This is a genomic window from Gillisia sp. Hel_I_29, assembly GCF_000744275.1.
Taxonomy (GTDB): Bacteria; Bacteroidota; Bacteroidia; order Flavobacteriales; family Flavobacteriaceae; genus Gillisia.
Genome location: NZ_JQLP01000001.1, coordinates 716,653 through 737,629, shown reverse-complemented (window position 1 = coordinate 737,629; position 20,977 = coordinate 716,653). Strand labels below are relative to the sequence as shown.

Below are 20,977 nucleotides of genomic sequence, written 5' to 3'. Positions count from 1 at the left end.
CTAGTAGATAATAAATCCTGTTACAACAAAAAAATTATATTTAAGAAAGTGTTTTACTCAATACTCCTATCCTAAAAACATAATAGCTAGTTTCTTTAACACACTTATGTTAAAGATTGTTATCAAAAAACATAATTTTCTTCTAATACTGTAATTTTATATTAAGAGGAAAACTTCCTCCTTATTTATAATTAATTAAAAAATATTAATATGAAAACTCCGAATTACGAAAACCAACAAGGAAAGCACCCAATCCCACATGCTGAAGGAATTTTAGACGACGCAAAAAGTGTTGAAGAAAAAAGAAATGAGGATAAAAATAAAGACAAGAAATAAATTGTTCTTTAGAGATCGAACAGTAATTATATAATAATCATACACGATCTATTTGAAGTAATTACTAGCATAAATACATTAAAACAATTTGAGTAAATCCCGCTGTTGAAAAAAGTACTATTTACTATTTCCTAGCTGGGCGATAAATTCAAAAACATAAACTTAAAATTATGAGTCAGCAAAATCCAAATCCAGAGAAAACGAGTAAGAAAGAGCAAGCTATTAATCATGAGGCAACTCAAGGAGCAAAGATTAATCATCAGGTAAAAGATAAAAAAGAACACACAGCTCCAAGAGACAATTTATCTTCAAAATCATGATAACATTAATATAAGGATATTTAGAATCAACATTTTCTAAATATCCTTTTTCTTTTTTAGACTATTACTTCCCATTCCATAATTTTCCAAGCATTCTTCGCTTTATTTCCTCTTCAGCATCTTTTAGCTACCGTTAATTAAAGACGAGATCAATATTTAACAATTATTAGATCTAAAAATTAGACATATAAGCTGCAACATTCAATAAAATAAGGACTTCACAATACTTCCAACAGGCAATAGCCCTTCTAAATATTATCATCTTCAATTCATAAGCAGACATTAGAATGAGATATCTTTAATTACCAATTACAAAGAGCTCATGAATAAAAACAACATCGCTATTATAGGATCTGGTGCTACTGCACTCTATTTTATTAATCATATTGCGGAACATCTGAGAATTTTTAATACTATTATAGATGAGATAAGCATCTTTGAAAAAGGAGCTCTTATGGGAATAGGAATGCCTTATAACCCTGAAACAACAGACATGTATAATCTTGCCAATATCTCTTCTGAAGAGATCCCAGAGCTTCCTACAAGTTTTGGGGATTGGCTGAGAGGGCAGGATACAGCATTATTAAAATCATGGAACATCGTTAATCTGCCAATAGATGATACTAAGGTATATAGCAGGATCTCTTTAGGGGCTTACTTTCAGGACCAATACAATAACATTATCAAAAAACTTTGTGAGGGTGGGATTCTAGTGCATCAATTAAAAGAAGAGGAAGTAATAGATATTGAAACTGTAAATGAACAAGTAATTATAAAGACTTCCAAAGGAACTACAAGAGAATTTGAGAAGGTAATCATCGCTACCGGACACCATTGGTCTGAGGGAGATAACTTAGATATTGGATATTATTCATCTCCATGGCCTATTCAAAAATTATTGCCTTCTCCGGGTAATTTTTACAACTTCACTATAGGAACTCTTGGAGCCTCTTTAAGTGCATTTGATGTAGTAACATCTCTAGCTCACAGACACGGTAGGTTTAGCAAAATTAACGGGGAGCTTAATTATAAGCTATATTCCGAAGCTAAAGGTTTTAAAATAAGCATGCACTCCTCTGGAGGGTGGCTACCACATTTGCAATATGAACAAGAATTTCCCATGCGTGAGATATATAGGCACGTAAAGAAAGAAAAGATGCTATCACTCATAGATAAAGACGGATTTCTTCGGATACATACTTTTTTCGATAAGGTTTGTAGAAACGCATTGATTAAAGCCTTTGAAAGAGATCAAAAATTTGAGATGGCAAGCAAGCTGAAAGAGGAACGTATCAACTTTAAAGAATTTGTAGAACTGATGTCTTTAGAGCATGAGTATTCAGATTCTTTTGAAGGTATGAGAAAAGAACGAATAGAAGCCCGCAATTCTATCAAGAACAACAAGCCTATTTATTGGAAGGAAACTTTAGATGATCTTATGTATTGCTTAAATTTTCATGCTGAATTGTTACCTGCAGAAGATCACTTATTTATTCGCAATGAAGTGATGTCATTCTTAATGAATGTAATTGCAGCACTACCCTTATCTTCTGCAGATATTCTTCTGGCACTCTATGATGCAGACTGCATAGAGCTAGTTACAGGTAAAGTTGAAGTAATGGAGGACGCTGTAAATAAGAACCGCACTCATATTAAAGTTGAACAAGAAGATGGCACAAAGATTCCATTAGACTATAAAATGTTTGTGAACTGTGCCGGACAAAAAAATATTGATCTAGAACAATTTCCCTTTACCTCACTTATTAAAGGTGGAAAAGTGAGAAAAGCGAGAGCACAGTTTGAGAAAGTAAAAACTAGTATTGAACTTCCTGAAAGCGTAAATAGAGAACTGATCTTTACAGATCAAGATAAACTCAGTCTTTATACAGGAGGTATAGATGTAGATGCAGCCTATAGATTGATAGACGAAGATGGAACTCCAAATAACAATATCTTCGATATAAGTTTTACACATACTTCCGGATGCAGACCTTATTCTTATGGACTGCAAGCTTGTAGTGCAACCAGTAAGATCCTAACCGAAGTGTGGCTATCTGCTATTTCAGAAAGATCTGAAATTAATGTTGAGATAGAGAAAATTACAAGTCTTTACACCGAAAATGATATTTAATCATCTTACCTGATTTATAATTAAGGTGAAAAGTGCTGCAAGTCTATTTCAACATTAGAGCTTCAGATTAAGTTTCAATTTTAAGAATGATCAGATCACTTTAAATACTGGTTAACTAAGAGTATTAATAACTATGATCATCTAATCTTACTTTTCCAGCAAAGGTCTTGTAAACAAAATAGGTATACCCTAAAACAAGAGGAGTACCAATTAAAACCATGGTTAGACTAATTCCCAAGGATTTATCTGAAGAGGCAGCGTTATATATTGTAATACTATTAGCAGGGTCTATGGTAGAATATAAAAGAGTGGGATAAAGTTCTATTGCTACCAGCACCATCATTAAAGAAATAGTTAAGGCTGAAAAGAAAAAAGCAATTTTGAATCTTCTCTTACTCGCTAGTCTTGGGATGTTTGCAATACTTAAAAATGTAAGAACGGGAATTATAAATAAGATAGGATTTGCTTTAAAATCGTCGCTTAGATGAGGAATATAAATAAGAGTGTACAAAGATGTTATAACAAAGAATACAATAAATAGAATGATTCCTTTTTTTAGCAATCCTTCAAGCTTATCAAAAAGTTTTCCTTCGGTTTTTAGAAGTAGATAAATTGCACCGTGAGACATAAACAGGAATAGTGTAGTAAAGCCCGTGATTATAGCATACGGATTTAAAAATCCTAAAAAAGGACTTCCATCATATTCCTGATCTGGACCTATCGGAATTCCCTGTAACACATTACCTAAAACTACTCCAAGAAGAAAAGCCAACATAATACTGCTTACACTATAAGCAATATCCCACATTTTGCGCCACCATAACATTTCCTCCTTACTTCTAAATTCTATAGAGATCGCTCTAAATATAATAAACATTAAAAATAGCATGAATGGAATATACATACCCGAGAAGAAAGTACCATACATAACTGGAAAACCGGCAAATAAAGCCCCCCCGCCAATAACCAACCAAACTTCATTCCCATCCCAAACAGGACCTACGGCATTAAGCGCTATGCGTCTACTATGTTCCTTTTTAAAAAATAAATGCCAGGCACCTGCACCAAAATCAAATCCGTCTAAAATTGCATAGCCAGAAAATAAGCCACCTACTACCAAGAACCAAAGAGTTGGATAATCTATTCCTAAAAATGTTTCCATAATTCTAAGCGTTTATTGATTTAGCAACTTCATCTGTAATTTCTCTGGTAAGCTTTCTTTCTCCCATATCATCATCATTTTCATCATAGGGACCATGTTTTATTTTTTTATTTAAGAGGTATAGAAATAAGAACAATAACAAAGAGTAAACTAATAAGAATAGAATTAATGAAAATACGATCTGATTTGCTGTTACAGCTTGAGAAAAAGCTTCAGAAGTTCTTAGATGGCCATATACAACCCAGGGTTGCCTTCCCATTTCTGCAGCAAACCACCCTACTTGATTCCCGATCTGAGCAAGTATTACAGAAAAAACAAAGATCTTCAAGACCCACCTTTTTTCAAATAACTTTCCTCTCCACCATAAAAAAGAGGCATATAATGTGAGTGCAATAAAGAACATTCCTATAGCAATCATTATATGATAAAACTGAAAGACCGCATTTACTTGGCCAGGTCTATCTTCTTCAGGAAATGCATTTAAACCTATAACCGGAGCATCAAAATCCTGATCTATTAAAAATGACAGTCCTCCGGGAATCTTTAAACCTGTAATTTCTTGACTCTCATTATCCACCCATCCAAAGAGATACATATCTGCGGGCGCGCTTGCCTCATAATGCCCTTCTAATGCTGCGAGTTTAGCTGGTTGATTTTCTGCAACTCCATTTGCAGAACTATGACCTGTAACCAATTGCAGTAAAGAGAACACTGTTGCGACTCCTAAGGCAATTTTAAATGCCATTTTTGAAATCTCCACATATCTTCCTTTTAATAAATAATAAGCATGAACACTCAAAACTAGAAAAGCTCCTGCAAGAAATGCTGCAAACCATGTATGAGTTAATCTATCCACACTAGAGGGGTTAAATACCATTGCCCAAAAATCTGTTATTTCGGCTCGGGCGTTCATACCTTCCCCTACTATATGATAACCTGCCGGAGTTTGCTGCCAGCTATTTGCTACTACTATCCACACCGCAGAGAACATAGAGCCAAGAAATACTCCTATAGTTGAGACCAGGTGAACCCATGGTTTTACACGATTCCAACCAAAAAGTAATATTCCCAGAAAACCACTTTCTAAGGCAAATGCAAAGATTCCTTCTGCAGCAAGGGCGCTTCCAAAAATATCTCCAACGTATCTAGAATAGGTTGCCCAGTTGGTACCAAATTCAAATTCCATTACAATTCCTGTAACTACTCCTATCCCAAATGTTAAGGCGAAAATCTTGGTCCAGAATTTAGCAAGAATATGATATTTTTCATTTTTAGTTCTAATCCATAGACTTTCCATGATAACCATGATTAAACCTAAACCAATACTTAGCGGAGGATAGATATAATGAAAGGAAATGGTAAATGCGAATTGTATTCGAGCGAGGATTTCAGTGTCCATTTATGTACTATTTGGAATAATAAAGGTAGGTAGAATTTTCAAGATTTTTATGTCACTTTAGTTACATCAAACTAAAAAAAAGAAGATTATAGCACCAAATATTAAAGGTAATTTGAAGTAACGCCACATCACCAATAACTATATCCCAAGGCTGATGGAAAATTCAGATCAATCTTTTACTCTAGGTAACAATAGTCACCTTTTAAGCTAAATGTAATTGATATTTTTGCAGAATGAGGCTTGCTTTTACTTACATAGTATCTCTTATTCTATTTAGCAATAGCCTGATGCTTACAATTACTTATGGCTGGTATAAGCTAAATATTGAAAGTTTTATAGAGCAGTTATGTGAGAACAAAGATAAACCCGCACTAGAATGTAATGGGAAATGTTTTCTTACTAAAATTTCTGATGATTCTTCCAGCGATAGTAAGAGTAACATTCCAAAGATAGAGAGACAGGAATTACTATATTATCAAGCCACTAATATCTTCGAAATCTTACATTCACCTCTAAAATTGAAAGAAGCTAATTTTTATTATCATGAGGTTGATACAAATTCCTATACGATTTCAATATTTCATCCTCCTAGATATTCCTAATTAAATAGTAAAAAATACCCTAGAGCTTGTATTAAAAATACCTGCTCTCAGTCAATATGCTATTAATTTTGAATAATATCTAATGAAATTTATTAAAATAGAGCTTCTATGCGCACTATTACCCATGTCTCTTAAAGCACAAGAGACCTATAAAAAAGAACAAGATTCTACCCGAGATCCTATAGAACTGAATACAGTAATTCTTATAGGAAAAGGATTGTTAGATCCAGTGCTAAGTATGCAAAAGATAGATTTGCCTAAAAAAGTGGTTCAACCTAAGAATGTAGCAGATCTATTTAGTGATCTTAATGGTTTTTCACTCATTAAACGCGGTAACTATGCCATTGATCCATCGTTTAGAGCATCGCAATATGAACAATTAAATATACAATTTGATGGAGAGACAAAAGTAATGAATGCATGTCCTAACCGAATGGATCCCATCACAACACACGTAATTCCTGAAGAAATAGAACGTATAGAGGTAATTAAAGGACCATACACTGTACGTTTTGGAGCAACCTTTGGAGGAATTGTTAATCTTGTAACCCAAGAACCAAACACCTTAACTACTGGTTTTCATGGCAGCCTAAGTTCGGGGTATGAAACTAACGGCAATGCATTAGTTTCTTCTCTTGTTTTACAACAGGTTAGTGACACTTATGATGTAAAGGTAAATGCAGGATATCGCGATTTTGGTAATTATGAGGACGATGATGGGACAGAAATACCTTCAGCTTTTAGAAGTCTAGATTATGGATTACGTTTAGGTTATAATATAGAGGAGAATCAACGGTTACAATTAAATTGGAGACAATCTTTTGGCCGTGATGTTTTACATGCGGGTTTACCTATGGATACCGATGAGGACAATAGTTCAATTTTATCTTTAGACTATAAAATTTCAAATTTGACAGGCTTTATAAAGGAGATGAATGCTAAAGTGTATTATTCTTATGTAGATCACATAATGTCTAATAATAGAAGGCCTTCATCTATGATGACTGAAGCCCTCTCTACAATAGATGCTTCCACCGCTGGTGGGAAATTTGAATTGAAGATGAAACCTACTGAAAATTGGATTCTTTACGGTGGATTGGATGCTTTATTAATTGCTAGAGATGGAGGAAGAACACGTCTTGTAAAACGCAATATGATGGGAGATCTATTACCTCAACCTGTAGAGTTTCAAGACAAAATTTGGCAAGATTCTTATGTGAATGACCTTGGACTTTTTGCTGAAAGCAAATATGCATTATCAGATAAAACTATGCTCACGGCAGGAATACGTTATGATCTTGTATTATCAGACATTAGAGATCCTGAAGCAGATTTCCAGGAATTTTATCCAAACTTAGAGCAACGTGATGAGCACAATATCTCTGCAACGGTTTCCATGAAACATGCACTTTCAGAAAATGCAGCTGTAGAACTTGCGTATGGCCGTGGTGTACGCTCTGCTAATATGATAGAACGCTACATCAATCATTTTACGGTGGGTCAGGATCCATTTGAGTATTTTGGTAACCCTTTTCTAAAGGCAGAAGTAAATAATCAATTCGAGCTAGGCTTACGAGGTGTAGAGAATTTTGAGAATGGAATTGAAGCGTTGAGTTATAGCATCTCTGGGTATTATTCTCTTTATGAAAATTACATCGTACCAGTTGTAGATCCTTCGCTGAATAGAAAATTTATGCCTACTGCGTTACCACAGGAGGTAAAACGTTTTATTAATCTGGATAAGGCATACAAGACTGGTTTCGAAGCAGAAGCAGCGATAGATTTCGCTCAATATTTTAGCTTTAAGACGGCAGTTTCTTATGTTTATACTAAAAACAAAGATCTAGATGAGTCCTTACCCTTAACGCCTCCATTAACTATAAGATTGGGTGTTGGTTTTGAAAGAAGCAAATTCTGGGCGAATTTAGATTACCAGATTGTCTCTAAGCAAGATGAAATTTCTTCAAGTTTTAGAGAGCAAGAAACCGCTGGTTATGAAACCTTAGATGTAAGATTTGGTTTAAAACCAATTAAAAATTTACAACTTGGGTTGGCAGTTTTAAATGTTTTTGATGCTACTTATAATAACCATTTGAATTTCTCTTTTGCGAATCAGGCAGATTTTGGAAGAGTGCCTATTAATGATCCGGGGCGTAATTTCTCTGCTTTCATTAAATATGGCTTTTAAAAAAATTAAGCCCTTCAGAAATGAAGGGCTTAATTTTTACTTTTATTATTATAATATATTCTATTTTTTCACTCCTACAAAACGAATCACTTCCGCTTTTCCCTGATGATAATCACCTTCAGAGAGTTCTATAGATTCTTCTTTTAAAATTTTAAATTCAAGTTGAGGGAATTCAGCTTTAATCTCCTCTATAGAAAATAACATTTCTAAATTTTTTGGGCCACCGGAAGATTTTCCTAATTGCGATTTTGCAAAAGCTTCAAAGATCACGATGCCACCAATGTTTAAAAATTGCAGCAAATGTTGATATGCCTCCTTCCGTATTTCAGAAGGTAAATGTGCATAGCTCAAACCAATTGCATCATAGTAACCATTAGTTTCAAAATCTAGTACATCACTTATTTCATAATTAATAGAGACCTCCATTTGTTTAGCTAACTGCATGGCCTTTTCTCTACCACTAGAACTTATATCAAAAGCAGTAACCTCCCAACCTAAAGATGCTGCATAAACAGCATTACGCCCTTCCCCTTCTGCTGGCAGTAAAATTGTAGAAGGTTTAATTCCCTCTAACTGTTCTTTAAAAAATTGATTTGGAAAAATGCCATAAGCATATTTTGAAGTCTTATAGCGGTCATTCCAAAAATCCGTAACCTGGTCATTCATTATTTCTACGTATTAAAAAGAAAGTGTTTTCAAAACTCCTATTATTCAATACGAATACCACCAAAAATCATCAGAAGTATATTAATCTTATTAATTAGAACTGAAATTCTATTTTGTTGGACAGGTATTTATATTAATCAATTTATATAAAGGGCAAAAGCTTACTAAGCTCGTTAATAGAAATACTCCCGCAACAATTATTGCAATATAAGACCATGGACTTTCAATAGATCCCTGCCAGACCAAAACTCCAACAATCACTGCAATAATAACACGACTTATGCGATCTATTATTCCCATATTTTTTTTCATAATAGTAGTTTTTGAAGTTTTCTAAAAGTCTTCAGACAGCTAAACTGTTTCAAGAGCAATTCTAACGGTTGTTATACATCTTCTCCCTTCAACATCTTATTCCAATACAGATAAGGTAGTCCGTATTTTTTTAACATCCACAAACGCCAGTGCTCTTTAGAACTATCAAAGATCAATAAATTTTTTAGCTTCGGATCTGGAAGAAATTGATTCTTATAATCAAATTCAGCTAAAACCATTTTCCCGTAATCTGTAACTAAAGGACATGAAGAGTACCCATTATAAGCCATGGTTCCAATATGGTTAGATTCTATTAATAAATGTAAATTATCTACAACAATAGGAACTTGTTTTCTTATAGCCGCCCCGGTTTTAGCCGTTGGAAGCGCCGCTACATCGCCTAATCCAAAAATATTTGGATACTTAAGATGCTGCATGGTTTCATGATCTACATCTAACCATCCTGCATCATTAACTAGATTAGATTCTTGTACAAATTTAGGCGCTACAGAAGGAGGCGCAGTATGGAGCATATCATAATGAATTCCATATCTACCATCTTTAACTGTTACTTTCACATCCTTGTAATTGTACTCAAAAGTTTCATCTAAAGAATTTTCATCGTCATCATTAGACATTACAACACATCCACCAATTTTTACAGCTTTGGTAAGCTCATACCAGGCAATTTGATTTTGCGAATCTACTTCTACAAGCTTATGATTAAAACGTAGGTTAATATCTTTCCTATCAACTACTTTCATAAGAGTTTCTGCTATCTCTTTTACTCCAAAGATCACAGTTCCTGCGGTAGCAAAAACAACATCTGTTTTAGAACGAACTCCGCTCTTTTTGAAATAGCTTTCTGCCAAGTACATTATCTTTTGTGGTGCACCTCCACATTTAATGGGAGTTGCAGGCTGTGTAAACAAGGCTGTACCACCCTTAAAATTCTTTACAACATCCCAAGTATGTTTTGGGTCTGTATAATTGCTACAAACTACACCTTTATCCATTGCTTCGCCTAGCCCTGGTACTAAACTAAAATCATAGGCAAGACCTGGAGCCACCACCAAAAAATCATAAGTAATAGAACCGTTTTGTGCTGTTACCACTGTATTTTTATCGGCTTCAAAAGCTGTAGCCTTATCCTTGATCCACTTCGCTCCTTTAGGGATAACTTTAGCCATTGGTCTTCCTGTCTTATCATAATCATAAGTGCCAGCACCTACTAAGGTCCAGGCAGGTTGATAATAATGTGTGGAGGCAGGTTCAATTACAGCTATACTGGAAGATATTTTCTGCTTTAAAAGTTGTGCAGCAGTCATAATTCCAGCAGTACCTCCACCAATAATCAGAATTTGATAATGATTTGACATAATGTTTAGATTTTATTATTTAAATATAGGTTATAACTATAGTTTACAATGTAACTTATGTTACACTAGTTATAATTCAGCAAATTCATCATATGAAAAGTGTAGTTATTTATGGCTATATCATAGCTACTATTGTAACTACAAATACAATTAATTCAAAATCTTAGACCTCTATAAATTAGGCTCATAGGAGCCTAAAATAAAATCTGTAGCCATTTGTGCATGAAGATCTGTAGTGGCTAAAAGAGGCAACTTAAAATGAGTATTTTCAAATAAGATAGGTAATTCTGTACATCCTAAAATTATTCCTTCTGCACCACGCTTTTTAAGCAATTTCATTTGATTTGTAAAAAAGCCTTTAGCAGTTTCAGAAAAGATTCCTTGTGTTAACTCATTGGAAACAAAATTGTGAGCTTCTTGTATTCTGATAGGTTCTGGGATGATCGTTTCTATATTATATCTCTTCTTTAATATAGAGGAAATAAATCCTTTTGTCATGGTAGGTTTATTTCCTAGCAAGCCCAAAGTTTTAAGGCCTAATCTTTCTGCTTCTATTCCTATAGCATCTGCAATATGGAGAATTGGAATACTGATCTTAGGCTGAACAAAATCATAAGCCATATGAGGAGTATTAGCACATATAACAATAGCTTTTGCTCCCGCAGATTCTAGCTTCTTAGCTATATTTAAATATTCGAGATTGATTTTATCAATATCTTGAGCCCGCATTAATTCAATGTTCAAACTATATAATAACAGCGGCGGATTTGCTTGAGAACCTATCACTTTGCCAACCATTTCATTAATCATTCTATAATATACAATTGTAGAATGATAAGAAGTTCCACCTATGAGCCCTAATAATTTCATATTGTTAATTAATTCATTCTTTTTCTCCCTCTCATTTTACCCATATGCTCCTCGATCCATTCGGGTTGTTCTATTTCATTACCATATAAATAATAAGCGATGGCAGTTATCTCTTCCTTTTTAAAAGACTGTTTAGGCATGATCCCAAATCTGTTTATAGCACCTTTCATTTTAGAGTTTTCTTTGGATGGATTTTCCACCCACTTCCATAGCTCTAAAGCAAATTCTTTGTTAGTGATACCCTCGGTTATATAATGCTTCTTAACCGCGATCATTGGTGGGGCTAATCTATCTTGCATGGATTTAGATGGACTATGACATACATAGCATTTCTGTTCCATCAAAAGTTTTCCATTTAAAGCTGTAGTATTGGAGGGAATGATTTCAGAAGTATACGCTGCATCAGATTTTTGCTTGCAACCCGTAGACAACAGTAATATCATTATAAAGATCGCGATAAACTTCATGGTTAGGATTTTATAGTGAAAATGAGAACTATACGTTCTTTAAAGCTACTTCTTTGCAGACCACAGCGAGTAACCTCCTTCTAGATCATATACAGTATCGAAACCCATATTCTTTAATTGCTCTGCTGCCTGATGACTACGATTCCCGGAACGACAATAAAGATATACCGGCCTATTTTTGTCCAATTTTTCAATTTGCTTGATAAAACTTTCTTGTTGAAGAAAGTCCATATTACGTGCACCTTCAATTGCACCTTCATTAAATTCCTTCTCAGTTCTAACATCTATTAACTGAACATCATTATTCAATGTTTGCTGGTTAAATTCTGAAACAGTTAGGATGTTTATATTAGTTAATTCCTGAGCTTTTGCACCAAATAATGTGCTTAAAAACGCCATAATCAATAGTATCTTTTTCATCTGTAATATATCTCTATTGGTAAATTTAATCATCATAATGATCTTGTCATGCAACTTTTGTTACCCTCAATAAAAAAAGCGACGTTATTTCGCCACTTTTTTAAAAATTATAAGGAATTGATATTATTTAGGCACTAGCACTTTTGCTAACCTTTTCAGCTATTTCCGCATTGTACTTAAAGAAGAAGTGCGCCCATATAGATTTTGAAACCGCTCCAATGTAGGGCATGGTAATAACTAAGGCAATAATAATACTTACCAGAATTTCTGTAGGACCAAAGTCGAGTCTAAAAATTAAAGACAACACATAAACTGCTACTGCAACTGCCACACCCACCGCATAGGAAACATACATGGCACCAGTATAAAATGCCGGCTCCATAGAATATTTTAGATCGCATTTTGGACAATGCTCTTTCACCTTATTCATATTAGAAATTTTATAAGGATTTGCTTCTAAAAACTCACCTTGTCTACAACGGGGACATTTGAGAAATAAAATGCTATATAATATGGATCTTTTCATGACAAATTAATTTTTTACAAAGTAAAACTTAAGAAAATAAATACAAGTAACTAATGTTACATAAATTTTGAAAGTCCCTGAGTTCTGAATTTAAATATTTATGAACCCTACAATTCTAAAACATCTCGATCATTGATCTTTTTTGTAATAGAACTTACAATTCTGGTAGTATCGTAATTATTCTTTTGTTTAACCAGATGCCCTAAAATATCATTATAATTTGAAATGTCCATAGCTTTTTCAATATAACCATAGCCTTCATAAATTCCGTTATGCTCATAGATAAAGGCATCTTCAGAACTATTTCTACCTTTTAGTCTATAGATCTTTTTAGTGGTTTTTCTTCGGAATTCATCAAAAGCGATCTGAAATCTTCTGTTATAATCTTCTATAGATTCTCCACCAGAACAAACACAGGGAATCCCTCTTTTTGTAACATTGCTACAAGGCCCTTTCACCGTTTCGAGCGAACAATGCTTTCTGCATAAATTATTATCAATACAGAAATCTTTTAGAGATTCTATTACAGAATTTCGATTGAAATATTTTTCGGGTAAACTGTCATCAAATTCTTTACGGGTTATCTTGATCTTCGAGATTCCTTTGGCGGTAGTGCTTAATGTAATAATAAAAGGATCGGGATCTGTGATCTGCTGCGAGTTGTAAAGAGGTTGTAGATTTTTGATGTTTTCGGTCTCTACCAATTGCGCAATCGTATCATTACCAGTATAGATCACATCTATATCGTGTACATGAGAATAATCTATATTGGTTTGTTTGGCAGTATTCGAAAAATGACTTTGCAGGCGTTTTCTTATATTTTTGGTCTTCCCTACATAGATCACCTCCTCCGCTGCATTCAGAAAAAAGTAGACTCCGGCAGCATTATTATATTTTGAAAGATCATGAGCTTTACGATCTAGATGCACCTCTTTATAAACTTCTAATTGCTGCCCTTTTTGATCTTTATAATTAGCCATTTCCGCTACAATAGCTTTAGCAAATTCTAAAGATTTTAGCTGATATCGTTTAGAGATCAAATCGGTGAGTTGCTCTAGTGTGCTATTCCCTTTTTTATCTGAAAACCATAAGATAGTGGGCTTCAAATTAAAATTGTAACCAATATTCCTAAACTGAGATTTTAGTAAATTGAACTGTTCTTTTTCACTAAAAACTAGTTGCTGATCTCTAAAAAGATCAATCAACTCATCGGCAGCATTGCAAAAAGGATCACTAGCTAATACTTCCAGTCTATCAATTGCATTTAGAGCATACACTTTCTTAGGAATAGAAACCTCCGGTCTTATATTAAAAACTTTAAAATCGTGATGCAGATCATCAGAATAAAGAACCACTCTAAAAGGAACTTTTGTCTTTACACCCAGCCTTATATATTGAATATAGATAAATATCATCGGGTCAAAAATAGGAAATATTCCGCATTTTGGAAATAATCCTAATTGCCTAATAATTATTATCTTTACAAAAAAAGAAATTGGAGAATCATATTCTTAACGAGCAGCAGAAGAAGGCGGTAGAATTTAGCGGGAAGCATTTGTTAGTTCTTGCCGGCGCGGGAACGGGTAAAACCAGATGTATTGTGGGAAGAGCTGCTTATCTCATAGAACAAGGTACACCTCCTGAAAAAATTCAGATACTTACTTTCACAAAAAGATCTGCAAACGAAATTGTAGAGCGGGTAAAATCTTCACTATCTAATAATCAGGCGCAAAGTTTGAACGGGTCTACGTTTCACTCTTGGTGCAACCAACTAATTGTGCGCTATCCCAATTTGTTCGGTGCCTCTAATTATACGGTAATAGATCCAGACGATCAGTTAAGTGTTATGAAAATGGTGTGTGGAGATCAAGTTATTGAGTATAAAGGCATTCGCATAAAACCTCAGCAGTTAATCGACATATACTCTTACGGAAGAAATACGCGACAAAATCTTACCAATTCTATTCGGGAAAAGATATATAAAGGGAAGGTGGATGAAGAAACCAATGATGAAATAGATATCATAAGGCCTAAAGTAGCAGTTTTACTGAAGGCGTATCAAACTAAAAAAGGCGAAGGGCGCTATCTGGATTATGACGATCTTTTATTGATCGTGGCTAACAGGTTGCGAAATGATGAAGAGGCCAGAGCCATTCTTTCTAACCAGATCAAGCATTTATTGATAGATGAGTTTCAGGACACCAATCCGCTGCAATGGTATTTGTTAGAACCATTCTTAGAAATTGCAAAATTTTATTGTGTGGGAGATGATGCGCAGTCTATCTATTCTTTTAGAGGAGCCGATTTTAAAAACGTGCATTTATTCAAAGAACGTGTGCCGGACTCTGAGATCTTGATCCTAGACAAAAATTATAGGTCTACCCAAGAGATTTTAGATCTTTCGAATTGGTTGTTAGAGGAATCGAGTTTAGATTATAAGAAGAAATTGGTTGCTACAAGAGGAGAAGGCCTAAAACCGAAATTGATCAATGTTGCAAGCCAATGGGAAGAAGCTAATTTTATAGCAGAAAATATCCTTGAGAACTTTTCAGAAAACAACAAGAGCTTTATAGATCATTTAATACTTTCAAAATCTACTTATTACACCAAACCTTTGCAAGCGGTATTTATTCAGAAGAAGATTCCTTATGTAACTTATGGTGGTAGAAAATTCATGGAAGCTGCTCACATTAAAGATGTAATTTCTGCTCTAAGAGTGGTTAACAATGTATATGATGAAATTGGATGGATGCGTTTTCTTACTTTTTGGGACGGAATCGGAGAAATTAGAGCGGGAAAATATATCTCTAAAATTTTAGAATTTAAAGATCCGCTGGAGTGTGCGCAGAATCTAGAAGACGTTATTGGTGGAGCAGATGGAGAAAAGATTGGAGATATTTACAACACCATTTTTATAAATTCCGGAAATGTAAAGAGAGCTATCAAGGAAACCTATTCTAAAATGGAAATGCCTTTGGCTTTTAAATACCGAAAAGATTGGGAGGAAAAGCGAAAATCTGACTTTCCTGTGCTCGAAATGTTAGGAGATAATTACTCCACTATCGGTCAGTTAATTTCTGAAGGAATTCTTGAAAACGCAAAACAGTTAAATGGAGAGCCGGTTTTGGAAGGTTCTCAACTAAATGATAGCGAGATCAAAGATCACGTGATCATTTCTACCGTGCATTCTGCTAAGGGTTTAGAATCTGATGTTTGTTATGTGCTGAATGTTTCCCCTAAAGTATATCCAAGTGCTTGGAATTTACATAGCGAAGAAAGCATAGAAGAAGATAGACGGGTTTTATACGTGGCATTAACTAGAGCTAAAAATGAACTTTTTATCACTCGAGATACCAATTCCATCAACACCGTTAATAATTCTGAAAGTTCTGATGCTACTTCTAAGTATTTTCTGGAGAAATTACCAAATACGCTCATAGAGCAAGTAGTAAATTCATCTAGTTTTGTAAAACCAAGAGATATTTTAACCCCTAATAGAATAGATCTTTCTGAAGGAATGGATTTTTCATAAAATGAAGGTCTTAATTTGAAGTTACTTATAAAAAGCTTTTAGATCAAATCGATTTTTTTAACCTTTTGGAAATTCTTACCAAGGTATTACCTTCAGAAAAATATACAATAATCAGCAAAATTTTATCGACCTATAGGTTAATTCAGCTATTTGATATTATAACTTATGAAAGAAAAGATAAGGTATACCTCTGCAAAACTTAAAGATCTTAAATCGATTTTGGGGATGAGCATGAAACTTTGGAAAGGTTTAGAAAAAGAAGATCTAGAAGCGCGCTTAAGAAAAGCAATAGCAACTGAGACTAAAAGAATTTTCATCGCTACATCTTCTACAGATGAATTGGTTGGATTTTCATTCTTTTCTATTAGAACAGATTACGTTGAAGGCGCAAAAGATTTACCTACAGGTTACCTGGAAGGTATTTATTTAGAATTTGAATACAGAAAGTTGGGAGTTGCAAAAGAATTGGTTGCTCTTGGAGAAAAGTGGTGCAAAGAAAAAGGTTGTAGCCAAATAGGATCTGATACTTGGTTACCTGCAACAGCTTCTAGAAATTTCCATGAAAAACTTGGGTATTCAGAAAAGGTTGAATTAGTCCATTTTATAAAAGACCTTGAGTAAACAGGTAATCATCTCATCAATAGAAAACTCCATTTACCCTACTCTTTTATATAAAATAATTAACTTGCAAGATTATCGGTTTCAGAGTAAAATAAGGCTATTAAGATGAAACTGACCTTATTAAATTTCTTACCATAAACTAATCTACTAAAAACAAGTTAAGCATAAATGAAAGAGGCCAAAAATGAAGAAATTCTTGAAACAGACTATTTAATTATAGGCGCTGGAGCTGTTGGGATGGCATTTGCAGATATCATATTGGCAGAGACCAATGCGAATATTATCATGGTAGATAAACATCACAAACCGGGAGGGCATTGGAATCTAGCTTATCCATTTGTAAGGCTTCATCAACCATCTACTTATTATGGTGTGAGTTCTACAGAATTGGGAGAGAATGGAAAGGATGAAATAGGCTTTAATAAAGGATTGAAGCACTTGGCATCTGGAGCTGCAATTAATGCTTATTATGATGATATTATGAACTATAAGTACTTGCCTAGCGGAAGAGTAAAATTCTTTCCAATGTGTGAGTATAAGGGAGATGGAAAATTTACCTCTCTTCTTACTAATGAAATGCATGAGGTAAAGGTTAATAAAAAAACAGTAGATGCCACCTATATGAAAACTAAGGTGCCAGCCAGTCATCCGCCAAATTATATTGTAGATGCCGATGTAAATTTTATTCCAATTAATGGTTTACCTAAACTTACGGAGGCTCCATCAGAATTTGTAATTATTGGCGGTGGAAAAACCGGGATTGATGCTTGTTTATGGCTTTTAGAACATAACGTAAATCCAGATAAAATTACCTGGATAGTTTCTAGAGATGCATGGCTTATAGACCGAAAAAATCTACAACCTTCTGAAGAATATCTAGAAGATTATTTGCAATATCTAGCTTTACAATTTGAAGCTTTAGAAGAAGCAGATTCAATTTCTGAGCTTTTTGAAAAACTTGAGAAATCTGGAGTATTAATTAGAATAGATCAAAATGTGAAGCCGCAAATGTTTAGGGGTGCTACAATTAGTAAATTAGAACTAGAGCAACTTAGAAGAATTAAGAACGTAGTGCGTAAAGGCCGAGTAAAGCATGTAAGCAAAGACAATATTAGCTTTATAGAAGGCTCTATTCCTGTAAAAGAACATTTTGTATGTGTAGATTGTTCTGCCAATGCACTTAGCCATGCTAAATCTAAACCGGTGTTTTCTAAAGATACTATAACATTACAGATCATTAGAGGGATACAAATTGTATTTAGCGCAGCAATGATTGCCCATATTGAAGCTTCAGATAAGGATGAAAAACTGAAGAACGAACTATGCAAGGTAATTGAACTCCCAAGCAGCGATACAGATTGGCTAAGAATGTTGTTAGGTACTTTGGTGAATGAAGAACTTTGGAAAGAAGATGAAAATCTAAAAATGTGGTTGCATGATAATAGATTGGATGGCTTTAGTGACCTAGTGGCAAATATATCTGAAGATAATAAGAAACTTCAAGCTCTTGTAAATAGAATAGAAAGCAGTAAAAAACCAGCTATTGAAAAACTTAAATATTTTGAAGCAGAACTTTCATAATCTAAGAGTTATTAAAAACAAAAAACTCATCGAATTTTGATGGGTTTTTTGTTTTTATAAAAGCATTTCCATAAGAGCAATTCCTAGATTAAATTTATAATACTTAGTTACTTTAAATTATTTCTGTATTGAACTGATAATTGCTTCTAAATATAAGTATGTAACATATTACCTTTAGAAGGCCAATAACAGTCAACATATGAATATCTCCAATAAAAAAGCTTCCATTCTATTAGCTACAGGCTTATTCGTCATGGCGGGTTCGCAAATTCTATCTCAGTATTATCCACTTTCTGATATTGCAAATGGATGCCTTGTTGGTGTATCTTTAGGTTTAATGATCTTGGGAATTATCATTAGAACTAAAAACACTGCTGCTCAAAAACGGCAAGGTAGCTAAACGAACTTTTCTATAACAATCTATAGTAGCCATTTACAGCACCCGGTGGATAAGGTTGATAGGTATTTTATTAAATTAGTGTTCTTTCAATTCGTTAACGAACAGCAATTTTTTTCTTTTTCTTCTTTTTGCCTTTTTTCTTCTTAAACTTATTCCACCAAATGATAGTTCCGGTAACCGGAAGACTGGTTGCAATTAAACAAGCCAAGAAATATACGATCTTAGACAATTTACCAAATATCGCACCCGTATGTATTGGTTTTATTAAGGTCGCAATTTGAACATTTAAAGGTTTATCTTTAAAAAGTTCTTTTTTAAGCACGCTCCCATCGCTATCTATTACCAAATTATCTGAAGTTACCGGAGACCAGTTGGCATCATTATACTTTCTAATTTGATAGACTCCCTTTTGATCTTGCGGTAAAGTGATATTGGTCTTTCCGGAATAATTTAATTCCCGATTCGAAATGTCATAGATCTCCCCTATTTTGAGTACCTGCAGATCCTCTGACTTTGAATTAATTTTAGCACCTCCCCTTTCACCAAAGATCTTAGTTCCCAGAACCATACTTCCTGCATCACGATACCAACCAAAAGACCAGCAAAGCCCAGTAAGTATCATTACTACTAATACTATACAAGAATAAAATCCTAAAGTATTATGTAGATCATGGTTTATTCGTTTCCATTTAGCCGAGAACTTAATTTTAAGACCAGGTTTAAAAGCCTTCCATTTCCATTTTTTTGGAAACCAAATTATGATCCCGGTAATACTAAGAAAGAAGAAGATAATGGTAGCCACTCCTACTATAGGTCTTCCAATTTTGCTGTCTAAAAGCAACCATCTATGTAATCTAAACATACTCCCAAAGAAACCATCCAATGAAGATTTTTGTGGTTTTAGAACTTTCGCAGAATATGGATCTACCATAAAACTGCTTCCACGCCTATCTTTAGGGGACGTTTTAATCCTAAACACGTAAGGTTCGGTTTCTGCAGATGGTATAGCAATAGAAGATATAGCTCCTTCTTTAGACATTTGCTCCTGTAATTCTTCAATACTTAATTTATCAGATTGAGCTGAGATTTTTAATTCTTCAGCAAAAATTGATTTTATCTCTTCCTCAAAAACCAACATTGTTCCGCTAAAACACACAAGAAAGATTATGATACCACTCCCAAGTCCCAACCACAAATGGATATCTGTCATAAACTTTCGGAAGGTATAAGATTTCTTTTTTTTCATGGTTTGAGGATAAAACAGGTGTATGTATTTACTTAAATATTAGCTTACTGTAGGTATTGCTAAGGCAATTATAGAAATATTTCTCACTTAAGCTTATTCAGATTGATTAAAGATTAAGGGCCAAATCTAAAAACTTTATACCATTTCCTCAAAATTATTTAGACTAACTTTAAATAAAATTTCATAAGCCTATATAATTATCTGAACATCAGAATAATATTAAATAAAAAATGCTTTTAAAAACTAATTTCGGTAATACTTAAAATAACGTAATCCGCTCCTGTTTACCACTCGTCTACACTTAATATCCGTTCACCGAAGCTATATTTTGTATCAACGATGTTTCAAATTTAGAAGCATAAAAATGTAGATCTTTGACTTCCTAGTCAATTATTCTAACTGAAAATGAAAAATAAGCTCAACATATTGTTTATTGAAGACGATGAGATAGAAGTGATGAAACTCAATCGTACTCTTAATAAAATAGAACTTAAGCATAGCATTCGCGAAGCAAAAGATGGCGAAGAAGCGCTGCAAATTTTGTCAGATAAAAATAGATTGCCAGACATTATTCTATTAGATCTTAATATGCCAAAGATGAATGGAATAGAATTCCTAAAGATCTTGAAGGCAGATGAGACTCTTAAATATATTCCTACCATAATTCTTACCACTTCCAATAATAGAAAAGATGTTCTAACTTGCTATGAAATTGGAATTGCAGGTTATGTAATAAAGCCTCTTAAGTATGAGGAATACGTACAAAAACTAAATGCTGTTCTTAATTACTGGAGCGAGAACGAATTGATTAAACCTTAA

The 20,977-nt window shown here is 33.9% G+C and carries 21 protein-coding genes; 10 read left to right on the top strand and 11 right to left on the bottom strand.

Features of this window, described 5'->3' with window-relative positions:
• Window positions 1-210 precede the first annotated feature (210 nt).
• The 3 genes from P163_RS18695 (at window position 211) to P163_RS03310 (ending at window position 2,787) form a co-directional block, all read left to right on the top strand.
• The gene (locus P163_RS18695; protein WP_262489650.1) at window positions 211-336 is read left to right on the top strand and encodes a hypothetical protein; all 126 of its coding nucleotides are present in this window, start codon (window positions 211-213) and stop codon (window positions 334-336) included.
• A gap of 170 nt (window positions 337-506) precedes the next feature.
• Entirely contained in the window at window positions 507-656 is a 150-nt protein-coding gene (locus tag P163_RS18435) for a hypothetical protein (protein WP_172822436.1), read from the top strand.
• Window positions 657-978: 322 nt separating this feature from the next.
• Window positions 979-2,787, top strand: a complete 1,809-nt coding sequence (locus tag P163_RS03310) for an FAD/NAD(P)-binding protein (protein ID WP_034887566.1) — start codon at window positions 979-981, stop codon at window positions 2,785-2,787.
• A 124-nt stretch (window positions 2,788-2,911) separates the two neighbouring features.
• On the opposite strand, the gene cydB is transcribed toward P163_RS03310, so the two are convergent.
• Entirely contained in the window at window positions 2,912-3,949 is a 1,038-nt protein-coding gene (cydB, locus tag P163_RS03305; RefSeq protein ID WP_034887564.1) for a cytochrome d ubiquinol oxidase subunit II, read from the bottom strand.
• Between the two features lie 4 nt (window positions 3,950-3,953).
• Window positions 3,954-5,348: a cytochrome ubiquinol oxidase subunit I gene (locus P163_RS03300; protein WP_034887562.1), complete on the bottom strand. Its 1,395-nt coding sequence runs from the start codon at window positions 5,346-5,348 to the stop codon at window positions 3,954-3,956.
• A 233-nt stretch (window positions 5,349-5,581) separates the two neighbouring features.
• On the opposite strand from P163_RS03300, the gene P163_RS03295 reads away from it, so the two are divergent.
• Window positions 5,582-5,950 carry a hypothetical protein gene (locus P163_RS03295; RefSeq protein WP_034887560.1) on the top strand — a complete coding sequence of 123 codons (369 nt, stop codon included), beginning with the start codon at window positions 5,582-5,584 and terminating at the stop codon, window positions 5,948-5,950.
• A gap of 82 nt (window positions 5,951-6,032) precedes the next feature.
• Window positions 6,033-8,138 (top strand): TonB-dependent receptor domain-containing protein, encoded by a 2,106-nt coding sequence (locus tag P163_RS03290; RefSeq protein WP_051931075.1) that lies wholly within the window; start codon window positions 6,033-6,035, stop codon window positions 8,136-8,138.
• 60 nt (window positions 8,139-8,198) lie between these two features.
• Here the strand turns inward: P163_RS03290 and P163_RS03285 are convergent, their stop codons facing one another.
• The 8 genes from P163_RS03285 to P163_RS03250 form a co-directional block, all read right to left on the bottom strand.
• Window positions 8,199-8,804 carry a class I SAM-dependent methyltransferase gene (locus P163_RS03285; RefSeq protein WP_034887558.1) on the bottom strand — a complete coding sequence of 202 codons (606 nt, stop codon included), beginning with the start codon at window positions 8,802-8,804 and terminating at the stop codon, window positions 8,199-8,201.
• A gap of 108 nt (window positions 8,805-8,912) precedes the next feature.
• Window positions 8,913-9,116, bottom strand: coding sequence for a DUF2892 domain-containing protein (locus P163_RS03280; RefSeq protein ID WP_034887556.1), 204 nt, complete (start codon window positions 9,114-9,116; stop codon window positions 8,913-8,915).
• A 71-nt stretch (window positions 9,117-9,187) separates the two neighbouring features.
• Window positions 9,188-10,495, bottom strand: a complete 1,308-nt coding sequence (locus P163_RS03275; protein WP_034887553.1) for an FAD/NAD(P)-binding oxidoreductase — start codon at window positions 10,493-10,495, stop codon at window positions 9,188-9,190.
• Between the two features lie 171 nt (window positions 10,496-10,666).
• Entirely contained in the window at window positions 10,667-11,365 is a 699-nt protein-coding gene (locus P163_RS03270) for an aspartate/glutamate racemase family protein (RefSeq protein WP_034887551.1), read from the bottom strand.
• A gap of 8 nt (window positions 11,366-11,373) precedes the next feature.
• Window positions 11,374-11,832 (bottom strand): c-type cytochrome, encoded by a 459-nt coding sequence (locus tag P163_RS03265; protein WP_051931074.1) that lies wholly within the window; start codon window positions 11,830-11,832, stop codon window positions 11,374-11,376.
• 45 nt (window positions 11,833-11,877) lie between these two features.
• Window positions 11,878-12,252, bottom strand: coding sequence for a rhodanese-like domain-containing protein (locus tag P163_RS03260; protein ID WP_081891285.1), 375 nt, complete (start codon window positions 12,250-12,252; stop codon window positions 11,878-11,880).
• Window positions 12,253-12,379: 127 nt separating this feature from the next.
• Window positions 12,380-12,682, bottom strand: a complete 303-nt coding sequence (locus P163_RS03255) for a DUF983 domain-containing protein (RefSeq protein WP_231556145.1) — start codon at window positions 12,680-12,682, stop codon at window positions 12,380-12,382.
• A 203-nt stretch (window positions 12,683-12,885) separates the two neighbouring features.
• The gene (locus P163_RS03250) at window positions 12,886-14,193 is read right to left on the bottom strand and encodes a GIY-YIG nuclease family protein (RefSeq protein ID WP_081891277.1); all 1,308 of its coding nucleotides are present in this window, start codon (window positions 14,191-14,193) and stop codon (window positions 12,886-12,888) included.
• An 80-nt stretch (window positions 14,194-14,273) separates the two neighbouring features.
• On the opposite strand from P163_RS03250, the gene P163_RS03245 reads away from it, so the two are divergent.
• The 4 genes from P163_RS03245 to P163_RS03230 all read left to right on the top strand — a co-directional run bounded on the left by P163_RS03245 (window position 14,274) and on the right by P163_RS03230 (window position 18,912).
• Entirely contained in the window at window positions 14,274-16,310 is a 2,037-nt protein-coding gene (locus P163_RS03245) for an ATP-dependent helicase (protein WP_034887544.1), read from the top strand.
• Between the two features lie 165 nt (window positions 16,311-16,475).
• Window positions 16,476-16,931: a GNAT family N-acetyltransferase gene (locus tag P163_RS17725; protein ID WP_051931069.1), complete on the top strand. Its 456-nt coding sequence runs from the start codon at window positions 16,476-16,478 to the stop codon at window positions 16,929-16,931.
• Between the two features lie 168 nt (window positions 16,932-17,099).
• A complete protein-coding gene (locus P163_RS03235; protein WP_034887541.1) occupies window positions 17,100-18,512 on the top strand; it encodes a hypothetical protein in 1,413 nt (470 codons plus the stop codon).
• Between the two features lie 199 nt (window positions 18,513-18,711).
• Window positions 18,712-18,912 (top strand): hypothetical protein, encoded by a 201-nt coding sequence (locus P163_RS03230; protein ID WP_034887539.1) that lies wholly within the window; start codon window positions 18,712-18,714, stop codon window positions 18,910-18,912.
• Between the two features lie 94 nt (window positions 18,913-19,006).
• Here P163_RS03230 and P163_RS03225 read toward each other — a convergent pair whose 3' ends face one another.
• Complete coding sequence (locus tag P163_RS03225) at window positions 19,007-20,158, bottom strand: PepSY-associated TM helix domain-containing protein (protein ID WP_034887537.1); 1,152 nt, start codon at window positions 20,156-20,158, stop codon at window positions 19,007-19,009.
• Between the two features lie 405 nt (window positions 20,159-20,563).
• Here P163_RS03225 and P163_RS03220 point away from each other — a divergent pair, with 405 nt between their 5' ends.
• Complete coding sequence (locus P163_RS03220) at window positions 20,564-20,977, top strand: response regulator (protein ID WP_034887535.1); 414 nt, start codon at window positions 20,564-20,566, stop codon at window positions 20,975-20,977.